Origin of the sequence: Trinickia sp. NRRL B-1857 (assembly GCF_050470685.1) — a bacterium.
Classification (GTDB): Bacteria; Pseudomonadota; Gammaproteobacteria; order Burkholderiales; family Burkholderiaceae; genus Trinickia.
The window spans coordinates 3,150,633-3,163,898 of record NZ_JBFLUK010000001.1 but is presented as its reverse complement, the minus strand read 5'-3'; the positions used below and the strand labels follow the sequence as shown (position 1 = coordinate 3,163,898).

Sequence of the window (13,266 nt, the reverse complement as noted above, 5' to 3'; positions counted from 1 at the left end):
CGTGCAGCCCGTTGGACCGAGGCGCTGCGCGCTCACCTCCGGTCATCGAATCGCCGACCGTGCAGCCTTCGGCACGAGCAGCCAGTCCCAACCTAGTTGACCCCACGGATTCTGCGCCGGCTCCCACGGACTTCTTTCTCACCGACCTATGGACACCACCGATCTTGTTAAGAGCGTCAGCATCACCAATCTCGCCAATCAGCGCGTCGCCGTCGTCGAACGTGTGCGCGCCGCGCTGGATCTGCTCGGCGAAGCCCAACAACTCGCAAAGGCGGCCCACCTCGGATTTCCTCGGCTCGTACTCGACGAAAGCTATGGTTGTCGCGGTCGACCATCGATCACGGGCGAGTACGCAAAACGCGACGAGGCTGAAACCGCCATCGTGCGCATCATCGACATACGCGGCTGGGACTACTTGCTGGCGGAGTCGGGCCTGCGAACCTTCATGGACGCGAAAGCCCGTGAGCAATGGAGCAGCCAGATTGCCGAAGGCGACGTGCCCGAGCTCACCGCCGCCAACATCGAAGCCACGTTCACCCAGCTTTACGGTGCACGCGGCGATATGTTCGAACGCGGCGTGCTCGAATGTTTCCGGCAGCTATCGTGGAACTACAAGACAAACGAGCCGTTCAAGTTCGGGAGGAAGATCATCCTGAAGTACCTATTCAGGGATGGCTTTCTCAACTATCGGGCAACGGACAAGCTGGACGACCTGATTCGCGTCTTCTTCGTGCTGGACGGCAAGCCCGAGCCCGATCATCGGCACGGCGCCCATGCGCTCGTAGTCGGAGACCGTCAAAATCAACGGACGGAAGCCGAAAATGACTACCTCTACCTACGTTGGTTTAAAAACGGCAACGGGCATTTGACCTTCAAGCGGGCCGATCTGGTCGAACAGATGAACCGCATTCTCGCCAAGCACTACCCGAACGCACTCGCGTCCGACGCGTAGTAGTCCCCCGGACCCGTCACACCTTTCTCATTTCCGTCTGTACGCGGCTAGCCGGCAACGCCGGAGGCTCGTGCTCGCCCCTTTTCTTTAGGAGACTTCGTGTCTGCAATCCCCATCATTCACGTCCCGCCACGACGAGACTCGCTGCTCTGCCAGCTAGGCGCCGTGGCCGGCGTCGCCGCGATCAGCATGCTTGTCGTCGCATACCGCCACCGACGACGACGCCAACGCGAGTGCGTTCCACCTCGCTGGTTTGCCGCGTGTGCGCCCGGCGTGCGCCCCGACACGCCGTAACACTCCGCCCGACTGCGCCGGCTCCGCTGGCCGGCGTTTCCGCAATTCGACCGCGCGAATCCGGATTTGCCGGAGCATCGCGCTCGTCCCCCGCCAGGAAAGGTTTGTTATGAATTTACCTATGCCACAACGCGCCGGCCCGCGCTTCAAGCTCGGCCGGATCTTTGCCACTCCCGCAGCTGTAGACGCTCTGGATCGCACCGCGACATCAATCGTCGACCTGCTCATCCGCCACATGCGCGGAGACTGGGGCGATCTACCGGAACCGGACAGGCAGCAAAACGAGCTCGCGCTGGCGGGTGGAGCACGACTGCTGTCGAGTTACCCGGTGGGAACCGCAAGGATTTGGATCGTCACCGAAGCCGATCGCTCCTCGACAACGCTGCTACTGCCCGACGAGTACTAACGGTGCAGCTCAACGCGGCAGCGAGGACATCGGCTGTTCAAGCAGCCTGTCAATGAATTCGTGCGGATCCGCTTCGAGGGCGCCCAAGAAATCGAGTAACTCAATTACGTCCAAGCGACGACTGCCGCTTTCCACCTTCGAGACAAATCCCTGCGGGCGGCCCAGCCGGTCGGCTACGTCCTGTTGAAGCAGTCCGCGCGCTTTGCGTAGCTCCGTCAGCAGCGCCGCGATGCGTTGGTAGCGGGGTTCGTGAATGGGATGGGCCATCGAAAAATTCTAAATCCGCATTCAGAATATTCCAGATTCGTATACGTTATATTTCAGGAGAAAACATGTTCGTAAGTCTTTGGTTCGCGGCGGCGGCCGCCACGGCGTCGGGCATTGCGCTAGACATGCAGCGCTTGCGCGTCCACCGAGTTGGGATGTCCCGCACCGGGTGGGCCGTGGCGTGCGCCGTTGCTGGCCCGCTCGTCGGCGGCGCCTACCTGTATCAGCGGCGCATCGCTTGGAGGGCGCTCGTCGACGCGGTCTGGCAGGCGGCAGGAGATCGCTCGCAACCAGTCCACGTACGGCGGCAGCGTCTCTTGGCTCTGCGTCATACGGGCGTGATCGGCAGGCGCGTGTTCTTGGCCTGTTGGGACGAGCTGCTGGCCGACGAGAAAACAGCCGGCAGGCACGATCGATAGTCGAGGGAGCGCGTTCGTGCGCGGTCTGTACGTCGATCGGATGTTGAAAGCAAAGCTCCCGCTTTAGTGGAGCATCGTTAGAAGGAAACGAAAAAGTGAGAATGAATCACACCAAGGGGTTCACACGACTGGCAATAGCCGCAGCGATCGGGGCAGCACTTACCGCGTGCGGAGGTGGAGGCGGAAGCAGTTCCAACGCTTCGTCATCAAGCCAGCCCACAACGACAGCCGCCAGTTCGATGACCGGCACCGTCGCAATCGGTACCGCGCTGACCGGCGCAACAGTCACCGTGGCTGACGCGAATGGCAAGACGGCTTCGGCCACGTCGGGGTCCAACGGTACATATAGCGTCTCCCTGACCGGACTGACCGCGCCGCTCGTGATTACCGCAACCGATCCATCTGGCGTGTCGAGCACGCTGTATTCGGTGGTCGCCAGCGTCAACACAACCAACGGTGCCGCGGTGACTGCGAACGTCACTCCGCTGACGACAGCCGTTGCCGCACTCATGACTTCGTCGGGCGATCCGGCGGCACTGATCGGGAACGCCTCGGCTATCACGTCGTCTGCCATCACTACGGCGGAAGCCACCCTCGATGCCGCGATCACACCGATTCTCTCGGCCAACGGGGTAGCTTCGACTCTCGATCCCATTGCGACAGCTTTCTCGCCCAATCAGACAGGCGCGGATGCCGTGATCGATTCCGTTGCGGTCACGCCTTCAGCGTCCGGAACCGGCCTACAGATCGCGAGTCTCGCCAACCCCGATACCGCGATCGCGCTCAATTCCGGCACGAGCGTATCGACCGCGCTTGCGGCTCCCGCCCATCCCGCCAACTATCTGGCGAACCTGCAAGCCGCGCTGACCGCCTGTGCATCGGAGGTCCAAGGCGGTGCCACGGACACCTCGGACAGCAACTGCACGTCCGCAATCGACGGGAGCTACCTCAACAACGGCGTCGGCAATGGCGTCGCCGGCTTCGCGAAGCGTCACACGCTCTTTACCAAGGGCACGGTGCTGACTGGCATCAAGACTGTGGCTTTCGTGCCCGCCGGCACACTTCCCGGCATCAGCAATCCGGCTGCGCTCGTCTATCTGCTAATGACCGATCCGGACGGCACGCCCGACTTCGGCATGGATTACGTGCAGCAGTTGCCGAATGGCCAGTGGGACATCATCGGCAACCAGTTGCAGGACAGCACCTCGATTGCATCGTTCCTCGGCCGCGTCCAGTACACGGATTCGGCCGATGCTGCGAATGCCCACTACGAGTCGGGCCTCAACATTCAGATTCCGTCTTCGGTGAAGGTCAACGGCACCGCCACGGGCGTCGGCTCCGCCGTAGTGACAGGGCCGGGCCTGCCTGCTAGCGGTCTGTGGTTGCAGACCGCCGGCAATGGCACCGGTGCGGGCTTTCTGGAAATCCCGACGGGCACGCTCACCGCGCCGCTGACAAGCATCAGCAACCGCGTGAATGGCGGCATGTCCAGGGCATACAAGTGGGCATGGGCCCCGATCTCGGGTAGCACGACGTCGTTCTCGCCGAACGGCCGACCGGAATATGCATCGACGTCTCAAGACGTGTCGGCGATCCAGAACTTCGGCGTCTACACGGTCACGCTGTACGACACGACCGGCACCGAGATCCGTGCGGAGCAGATCCAGAACATCGCGCGCAATTATGCAGCAGCCGCGGGTAGCACGGTGGCATGGCAAACACTCGGCAATGACGTGATCGCGAATTACCTGACGCCGGGCGGTTCCGGTACCCAAACCGCACCGGGTACATCGGCCACGCTCGACTGGACGACGCCGGCAAGTTCGTTCTATCCGAACTTCTGGGCATCAATCAATTCGCTCGGGGTTGCTCAGACCAGCATACCGGCCACGACCTACGACGCGACCGTGTGGGGATCGAGCACGGGCAATACGCCGTCGCCGTTCACGTTCAACGCGCCATTCGTCGATGTGCTGACTTCCACCGCGAACTCATCTGCCGAGCAGGCGGTGCAAGTCCAGCTCGGATGGCAGGCAGGCGGCGAGTATTACGTCAATACCTGGCAGTACGGCAATCCGTAAGCAGTCGGTCTCGCAGCCGTAGTCGCCTTGGAGGGATTCGTGGTCACCTGCGAATCCCTCTTTCTTTGTATTCCCCCAATTGACACTCGACTGCCCAAGCGCAGCCGGCCTTCTCTTCACGACCAAGGAGACCCAATCCATGAAGACAGTTTCAATGAAATGCGCATGTCTCGCGCTATGCGCTTCGCTTACCACCCTCCTCGCAGCATGCGGCAATGATGGTCCATCGACTAGCGACGTCAAGGCGCGGTTCGATGCCAATCTCGCTGGCTGCGACTACGTCCACCTGAACGACTTCACCCGCGAAGGCGATGAACCGAAGCACTGGGTACAGAAGGGCACGGACCTTAACGGGAGCACCGTGGACCGCGACTGGTCGCAGGACCGCGTCAAGGTCAGCTACACCATCTCGCTCGACGACATTCCCGACGTAAAAACGGCTGTCGCCCACTACATCGACCTCACCAGCAAGGCAAAGGCACTTCGCGCGGATGCCGATGCGAAACAGCAGATTATCGAGGCCGGTGAACTAGCCGCTGGTTATCACCCGGACGGCTCGTCGGCAGCAAACGACTACCTTGCCGCGCATCCGGATCAAGTCGCCGCAGCACAAGCAGCAGACCAAGCGGCACAACAAGCCGCTGACGATGCAAGCAAGCTCGGCGCTGCGCCGTGGCAGGTTGCAGCCGGCGCGCTGCATGAGGTTTGCCCGAACCTGAAGGGTGCAGGCATCGTCGCGAAGCTGTTTTGGACTCCGCAGACTGATCCAGCGACTTACGGAACGGCGGCATCACGTCAACTCACCGAAAGCATTCTCGCGTCGAAGATAGACAGTGGCGACTGGATGTATTGAACACGCTGGATGGAGGTAAAGAAGGAAAGGCTGGAGGCCAGTCACGCCGGGCTGTAGGCGCGAGGAACCCTAGCTGCCCGCGGGTTCCTCTTTTTTTGTCACCGCGTCCGATGTCGACGACAATACCCTTTCAATCGGAAACTGGATTGCTCACCCGACAATCTAATGCGAGGACTCTATGATGCAGAACCAGACGGGAGAGGTCGTCCGCCCGCACGATCAGTCGTTCTAGCACCTGGCGCTTCGTTACCGAGTAACGGCGAGCTAACCGCGCCAGAGCAAGATACGCCTCCGTGCTCACCCACATATCCAGACGTCGATCACCGTTGCCATCCACGCAGTGGGCACCAAGAATTGCCGCGCACGGATTCATCGTCCAATCGACTCCATTGCCTGCGAGTCGCTAAAATCAGGACGCCGATGTCGCTGTGGATCGGGTTCTCCGACTCCATCCATATTCCCGCCCAGCTCCGCCGCGAGCGGAGAAAAGTTCGGCGCACTGCGGTTGATATCCTCGATCGCTTCCGCGAGGTCCGGATAGTCGGCCGCGATTTGAGGCGAGATCACGACACCGTGCAGTTGGGCGCGCAAGTCGTCCCAGCGCGTGCGCAGCACTTCCCAATTTTTCTCGTCGTAGGTACCGCGAAATACAACCGGGCGCACGCGAATACGTGGAAACTCTTTGGCCGACACGCCATCGCGAATCGCCTGCAGTAGCTGCTGCTCCCACAGACTACCGAGCCGGTCGACACGGCCGATCTGCTGCTCAACCACACCCGGATTCCACTCCGGATGAAGTAGCACGACGGTGCGGCACGCCTTGTGTAAATTCAGCCCTTCGCGGCCGACCAGCGATTGTGCGACGAGCACACGCGGATGGCTATTCGCGCGATTGAACGCGAGCTGCAAAAGACGCCGCGTATCAGGTTCTGTTTTGCCGTACATCAGTCTCGCGAACCCGCCCTCGGAGCGGCTGTATTCATCCGTAAGGCGCTTTTCGAGAATCTGCCATTGCGCGACAGCGGCGAGGCCATCGTCGGCAACACGATCGTCGGCAGGCTCTTCGTTGTCGTCGCTGACATCACTCGAGCCTGCATCTCGGTCGCTCGTGGCATCGATCAGCTCAATGAAAGCGCGTGCGAAGTCCAATGGCTCGGCCTGTGGTGCCAGCAGCTCCTGCAGTGCCCTCGCGACAATTGCCAACGGGCCAGGTTTGCCCGAGGTGCCAGCTTTAGCCCACTCGCTGGCTGAATGACGGAAGGCATCAAACAATCGCATCAGCCGTGGGGCTGGCCTTTCTTCCCTGAAACCGGCTTCGATCCGCTCAATCAGGTGTTGGCGAAACACCTCGCGCTGGTTCTCCAGTCTGCTGTACTGCGCTTCAAGCGTGCGATCCAACAACGCACGATCGAGCGCGCTCGATGGATACAGTTGCCGGTGCGCAGCCTCGACGGCCTCCCAGCCACCATCGTGCACCTTCGATTGTGGCCAAGGCTGCTTCTGCTCGATGCAGAGAAGCATCTGCCGCGCATTGAGCAGGTCCACCACCTTCTGCAGCGGCGATGTGAAACGCCCGAAGACCAGCACCTTCTCGCCAGTGCGCGTCGACTGCTCAATCGCATGGACCGCCGCGACGACTGCAGGATGATCGAACAGATCCCGGTCACTACGATCGAGCGCGTTGCGCATCACGCTCATCCACCATTCGGTACGTGCGCGGCGCTTCGGATCGGCGTCGGGTTCTTTTTTAGCAACAGCAAAATCGGCGGCGACTTCGTCAGAACTCGCAATCTCGTCAACCGCGTTCTGCTTGCGGTCGTCGTCTTGATCGCGCTGCCCTTCGTCAAGCAGCGTCGCGATACCGTGACCGTTGCCAAGCGTCAAACGCAATCGCTTCGCTCGCCTGTCCTCAGCGCCGTAGGTCACCAGCGACAACGCCTCCGCGGCGCACACTGCGCGCCGCCAGTGCTCGGGGAGCTCCGTGGTTTTGATCAGAATGTCTTCTGGTTGGCGATACGCATGCATTGATTCGCCGGTCGCGCGCGCGAACTGCTGCACCAACTGATCCTCGCGCTTGTCGCGCCGCAGCAGCCACCGCGACAACGCCGTTTCGAACTGCTGCGCGGCAACTGCGTACGATACGCGCGCATCGGCATTGCTTACGCATTGTCGGACGCGCTCAACAGCACGCGCGTAGTTGCCAATCGTTCCTTTCACTAGCGACGGGTCCGCTCCAATCCGCGTCAGGATCTGCTCCCACTGCGAGGTATCGAGTTCGACTGGCGTCGCGGTCATTGCGAGCCTGCGACCTGAGTCATGCGTCAGCACAACATGCTCAAGCAGCCGCGTCAGGCCGCTGTCGCTGCCGCGGCTCTTGTGGGCCTCGTCAATGATAACCAGATCGAACATGCCCAAACCCAAACCAACCGCCTGTTCGAGACAAATGCGTAGCGTCTCGCCACGGCTATATGCGCCGGCATCCAGCGCGCCGGGCCACGGGGTGCGCTTCACCAGTTCATCGAGCTGTACCCGCGCGGCGCTGCCCGCGGGAAGTGTTCCAGTTATCTGCACGATGCTTTGCGCCGCCCGTCGCACCCACTCGTCGCCGAGCTTGTCACGGTTGTCGTCGTCGAGATATCCGCGCGGCACGCGGTTGGTCGTGTCCTTGCGCCAAGCGGCGAAGATTTCCGGCAGGAGCGCCCATCGCCACGGCGCGCTCCTCGCTCCCAGCTTCCAGTTAGTAAACGCATGCGACAGCATTACTACCGGCTGATCGAACCACGAGACCGTTGCACCGTTGACTGGCCCGACTTGCGCGGCAGGTTTGGCGCGCTTCGCCAGTCTCTGATCGCCGTCGCTCCACGCTTCGAGGTACTGCCAGACACTACGTAGCAGCGGTGGCACGAACGCGCCGCTGGCGCGCAATTCGGCTTGCCATTGAAACCCGAGCCCAGGCGGCACCAGAATTGCCACCCGACCACCGCATTCGGTGACACAGCGCGTCACCTCCGTGGCGATCCGGGTCTTGCCCATGCCAACCTCATCGGCAATCACGACACCGTTGTCCGGCAACCGCTTTGCGAGCGCACGTAAGCTCGCCCGTTGGCCGTCATTAAGCTGCCTTGCACCCACTTCCTGCGGTTTGTTCGCGACATCGCACAAACGCGCGCCGACCGCTGCCCATCCCTTAAAACGGTGGTTCATTGTGCCCCCTCGATGTCCTTTAGGCTATCCACCCTCCACGCCTTCGCAATGCGCCGCAGCGATTCGAGATACCGCTCGCCGGCCTCGGAGTTGTCGGTTTCCGCGAATGCTGGACGAAACGGTACCGCGCGCAGCGGACTCAAAGGATTGATCTCCAGTTCGATGAAGCTCTCCACACCAACACTGTTACTCGCGCGAATCAGCGTCTGCTCAAGACGGTTGCACCACGCAAACCAGTCGGCTTCGACCACCGCGGTCTGCCGCGCCGCGATGTTCTCGACCAATTCCATCATCTGCCGGATGGCGTAATCTGCGCTCATCGGCGCAGTCCTCGGCGGCGGCTGCTGAACTCCGGTAACAGGCTCGTCGGGCAGGCCTTCCCTGTCACTCCCCTCGTCGTCCGGCGTAGACGGAAAGTGCGCGAGTTGCCACGCCACCTCGTCGAGATCAAGCGACGACAGTCCGGTTGCTGCGACACGGCCGAATTCGTCAAGTACCGGCAACAGGCCTTCGTGCTTCGCGCCGCCTTCCTCGGTCCAGCGCACTGCCGCCTGGCGCGGACGCTCACCTCGCCATACGAAATCGCCATCGGCTAGTTCGCATGCGTGGCCCGCTTCGTCGAGCACTTCGAACACGGTGGCAACAGGCAGTGGTTGGGGCAGGCTCAGGCGCCCTTTACATTGCGTTGCGGTGGCGTTCTCGATCCATTTCAACCATGCCACAGGCGCCGCAACGCACGTGTCCGGGCGGGCCGGCATATCTCCGCCCGCGATCAGGTCAATGGGGTTGATGTAACGTTCCTTCCATTGCATCGGCAGCAGATTCGTGACCACCTGAGCGGGCGCGGCGCCGTGCTTCTGATACCAGCACAATCCATCAGAGGCGAACACAACACCAGCTTCCAGATTCCCGCTACCCAAGCCCGCCTTCAGGTCGAAACCCGGTCCGGTCAAATTGCCGGAGCCGAGGTAAATCCATGCGCTGGTGCAGTTGTTGAAGCGTTCACGCTTGTTCGCGGCAAACAGGAATTTGGCGTGCAACGTCCGGTCATTTCCATCCGGAAAGACGTATGGAGATGACCGGGCGGGACGGACGGTAAAACCGTTCTCCGCAAGCGCCGTCACCGACGACGCGACGGCCTGGCAACCGCGCGGGTTGACGAACACGTCGATCTCGCAGCTGTTGGTCAGCCACCTCTTGTCCTTCAACGTCGTGACAATCTTGCTCAACACCTTGGGGATCGCGCCCGCGACCTTGGTGGGCTCATAGAAGCCCGAACCCATCGCGAAATAGTGACAGGCCGCGTTGATCCCTGCGCGCTCGATTCGTTTGGGCAATTGTGCAAGTAACGAATGATTGCGATTATCGAAGAAACGCGGGTAACCCTTCTTCTGTGCGGCAATACGATCCAGCCGAGCGTCGAGCTGACTTCGCGCCTGTGCTGTGTCTCCGGGATGACCATTGACATGCACGTCGAGCAGCCGTTGGTCAAAATACTCCGCTACGTACGTCATCAGATCGCGCGCCGCATCGATATCGCTACATGCCTGTCGCGTCTCTGAATCCGGCGCCTCGAGCGCTTCGCTGCTCACGTCGATACGCCACACCAGATCGAGACTCTCCTCGAGCGTTTGACGTGTCCAGTTGCCAGTCGACACGAGGAGACGCACGACCCAACGCGTCGGCTCGTGCGAATCGCGGAATCCGAGCAGCGCCACTTTTGCATGCAACAACGCGAATGGAAGTGCTTTGTTTGACTCGACCAGCAGATGCGCGACGCCAGGCGCATCAATCGGTGCGATCAGCGGATTTCCGGGGTCGAGCATCACCGCCAGTGCGATCCGCCCGGCGTGCGCGCGTTGTCCGCGCGCGAGCCCCGTGAAGCGTTCGGCGGCCGTGTCCAGGAAGTCGGCATCAGCCGAATAGCCGCACACCCAACCGAAGCTGCCGACGTACCCTGGCAGCGGATCGAAATGCTGGATGAGCGATACGCTGGTCGTTTTGCGGTTTCGCTTGCTCACAGGTTTTCTCCATTTTCCTTCGCCCTATCGCTCCACTGATCGAATTCGTCTAGGAGATCGGCGTTCAACAGGAATAGATTCCGCACGCGATACGAAAGCCCGTCGGGCCATTCAGGGGCACGAGTGGATGGCGTGGAGCTTGTGACTTCTGCCTCCTCATCCGTATCAGCGCCGACATTTCCCTCGTCGTCGCGACCCTGGCCGCCATTGCCCCTGTTGAACGCCGGCCCCGGCACGACGTCCCAACCTTTCAGGTGAAGCACGCGTTCATCGCGCTCGACTAGCTTGCGCAACACCACGCTGTCTTTGGGCTCGAGACACTCGCGGCAAAACGCAGACGCGTCGGCCATTGCGTCGGCATGCTGGAGACGCAATGAGTCGTCCTTGGCTGCCGCACGCGGCACATCGAGATCCAGATAGTCGTGCGCGGCGCGGCGAAGTCGAACGAGCTGTGGCGCCACGCCGGCAGGCACTTCACCATGCAGCGAATATCGAGGCCTGCTCCCAGATTCCCCGATGTGTCGCTCGAGCGCATCCAGTACGGCGAGCGCCGCATCGCGTGTCTGAAAGAACAATGCGCCGGCCTCAAGATCCTGCCAATGCGCGAGATCGCCGATTTTGTCCGGCAGATCAGCCCAGGAAAACCCAGGCGCGTCACTCTCGCGCAGCGATTCGACCCACGCGAGCGCCGCCCGCCGCCGCTGTGTTTCCTGCGCGCTTTCATTTGAACCGCCCACACGGAGCCGCTCGAACACGACCGCACGGGCATCGCCAGACAAAGACACCGACGGTGACAATGCGGGGGCCAGGTTTTTTGTCGGCTGCGTCACATCGCCGCATACCCAGTCAGTCAAATAGTCGACTACATCGCGCTTGAAGTAACACGGGTTGTACGGCGCTGTCTGCGTGGCGATCAACGCCTCTCCGGCCGGGGTACACGAAAAGGTGTTGAAGCGGCTACTGCCTGCATCGACAAGACCGAGCGACGGCAGCGCCTGACCGACCGACATGCGCATCGGCTGCGATACATAAAACCCCGCCGCCCGCACCTTCGCGAAGGCGACATCCTCTTTACCCGCCAGCTTGCGAAACCCACGAAGACGTGGATCCGGCTTAAGCTCCCTGATACTGCGCAGACCATACCAGCACGCCAACGCCTCGATGGCATTGGCGACCTCGATGTTCGTCACCTGCTTGCGTCGAAGCCGCGCTTCTTGCGCCACCCGGACACCCAAAGTGGAAAGAAATAGATGCTTGCCGAGCCATACGCCGCCCAGCCCCGGAACGGCAAGTTCGTTAAACGACCGTACAGCGCGACCCAAACCGAGCGTGCGGGTCCGCCGCTCCTCCCCCAGCACATCGGGACCAAGCAATCCCCACGTCATTGTCGTCAATGAATCACCCCGACTCGCGATACGCCCTTCATTTTTTTGATTGATCGAACTCGTATGGCCTGCTGCATCTGCATCACGCTTGGAAGATCAAGTTCTTCAAGGCCGTTCGCCCCTGATGCCCGTCACTTCGACGAACACAATCCGATTCAACGTGAGATGCCGATCGTTGCCTTGACCTTCATAACGACACGCGCGATCGAACCTTGAATGTTATCGTGCCCTCAGAGACACGACGGGAGCCTTCCTACTCTTGCCCCAGCACTCACGCCGTCAAGCTTCCGCTGACAGTCGGCGTACAAGGCTCGCTGTGCGTTGCGTACCCGTCGCATCGGCAACAGCTACCTGATGCTCTTGTTCCAATCCGGTATATTCCTTGCGATGCGTCTATAGCCTGCCACATAACGACAACCACAGGCTACCCCATTGAAATCCGCGAAGTCGCCACCACGAATTGAAAGAGGTCCAGTCATGCTGAAATTGGTAATTGACGAATTTCGCGAGAAAATCGCGAGGGAACTCGCCGACGCCGCAGCAGGGCGGAGAAAAGAGGAGATTCCTGAACCCCGGCAATCTACCTTCCTAGCCAGGATGCAAGCAGAGGCTATCGAAGATAAGCTCGCGCAGCATGGACCTGGCCTCACTACGAGCCCTATCAAGATTACGGATGAGTTGGAATTTCGTTCGCTACTCGAAGGCCTCGCCCAAGACATCGTGGATGCCCACATTCACTGGAACATGTGGAAATCCCTGACTGACCTGGTACCCCAATGGGCTGACGTTCAAGTCGAAGCATCTACGTTCTGGCATTACACCCGCTCGGCACACCTTCGAACTGCCCTGGCCAGTCTGGCGCGAGCTTTCGACCAGGAACAGCGTTCACTGCATTTGAAGAACTGGCTCGTCACCATCGGAGAGCACCGCCACTTGTTCACCGTAGATGCCTTTACACGCCGGCTTTCCGACGACCCGTTTGCCAAATGGCTACTGGAAGACGTGAAGGAATTGGATATGGAAGCGCTCTTGTCAGATATCCAATCATGCTCGAAATACGATCCGGACGTCAGAGCGTTGTTCCAGTTCCGTAGCAACGTACTTGCGCATAGAGGTGCAAAGCTCGCCAAGCAGGGATCAGCCGCCGAACAGCCTCAACTCGATACCGAACAGATCGAACGACTGCTAGATCGCGCCCAAACCATCCTGAATCGCTATAGCCTGCTGTTCAACGCATCGACGTACAGCATGAGGCCAATTGGACACGGCGATGTCGAGCATGTATTTCGCAGAATGCAGCGCGACATCGACCGTACGAAGCAGGAGATCGAAGCGCAAGCTGCTACCCTACAACCAAAGAACGAAGAACCTTGAGGTATGCCAG

General features: G+C 60.7%; 10 protein-coding genes. 6 read left to right on the top strand and 4 right to left on the bottom strand.

The annotated features are described in order from the left end of the window. Window positions 1–148: 148 nt before the first annotated feature. Window positions 149–952, top strand: a complete 804-nt coding sequence (locus AB1286_RS14150) for a DUF4942 domain-containing protein (RefSeq protein ID WP_430363857.1) — start codon at window positions 149–151, stop codon at window positions 950–952. A gap of 403 nt (window positions 953–1,355) precedes the next feature. Beyond that, the gene (locus AB1286_RS14145) at window positions 1,356–1,652 is read left to right on the top strand and encodes a hypothetical protein (RefSeq protein WP_430363856.1); all 297 of its coding nucleotides are present in this window, start codon (window positions 1,356–1,358) and stop codon (window positions 1,650–1,652) included. A 9-nt stretch (window positions 1,653–1,661) separates the two neighbouring features. On the opposite strand, the gene AB1286_RS14140 is transcribed toward AB1286_RS14145, so the two are convergent. Further along, entirely contained in the window at window positions 1,662–1,919 is a 258-nt protein-coding gene (locus tag AB1286_RS14140; RefSeq protein ID WP_430363855.1) for a helix-turn-helix domain-containing protein, read from the bottom strand. 65 nt (window positions 1,920–1,984) lie between these two features. Here AB1286_RS14140 and AB1286_RS14135 point away from each other — a divergent pair, with 65 nt between their 5' ends. From AB1286_RS14135 to AB1286_RS14125, 3 genes are all read left to right on the top strand, one after another. Then, a complete protein-coding gene (locus AB1286_RS14135) occupies window positions 1,985–2,338 on the top strand; it encodes a hypothetical protein (protein WP_430363854.1) in 354 nt (117 codons plus the stop codon). A gap of 239 nt (window positions 2,339–2,577) precedes the next feature. After that, window positions 2,578–4,419, top strand: coding sequence for a cell wall anchor protein (locus tag AB1286_RS14130; protein WP_430363853.1), 1,842 nt, complete (start codon window positions 2,578–2,580; stop codon window positions 4,417–4,419). Window positions 4,420–4,558: 139 nt separating this feature from the next. Beyond that, complete coding sequence (locus AB1286_RS14125; protein ID WP_430363852.1) at window positions 4,559–5,272, top strand: hypothetical protein; 714 nt, start codon at window positions 4,559–4,561, stop codon at window positions 5,270–5,272. Window positions 5,273–5,641: 369 nt separating this feature from the next. Here AB1286_RS14125 and AB1286_RS14120 read toward each other — a convergent pair whose 3' ends face one another. From AB1286_RS14120 to AB1286_RS14110, 3 genes are read right to left on the bottom strand one after another with little or no spacing between them, the layout of a single operon-like run. Further along, the gene (locus tag AB1286_RS14120; RefSeq protein WP_430363851.1) at window positions 5,642–8,476 is read right to left on the bottom strand and encodes a helicase-related protein; all 2,835 of its coding nucleotides are present in this window, start codon (window positions 8,474–8,476) and stop codon (window positions 5,642–5,644) included. Further along, complete coding sequence (locus tag AB1286_RS14115; RefSeq protein WP_430363850.1) at window positions 8,473–10,497, bottom strand: hypothetical protein; 2,025 nt, start codon at window positions 10,495–10,497, stop codon at window positions 8,473–8,475. The genes AB1286_RS14120 and AB1286_RS14115 overlap by 4 nt, the downstream gene beginning before the upstream one ends. After that, complete coding sequence (locus AB1286_RS14110) at window positions 10,494–11,891, bottom strand: hypothetical protein (protein WP_430363849.1); 1,398 nt, start codon at window positions 11,889–11,891, stop codon at window positions 10,494–10,496. The genes AB1286_RS14115 and AB1286_RS14110 overlap by 4 nt, the downstream gene beginning before the upstream one ends. 468 nt (window positions 11,892–12,359) lie before the next feature. On the opposite strand from AB1286_RS14110, the gene AB1286_RS14105 reads away from it, so the two are divergent. After that, window positions 12,360–13,256 (top strand): hypothetical protein, encoded by an 897-nt coding sequence (locus AB1286_RS14105; RefSeq protein ID WP_430363848.1) that lies wholly within the window; start codon window positions 12,360–12,362, stop codon window positions 13,254–13,256. Window positions 13,257–13,266 lie beyond the last annotated feature (10 nt).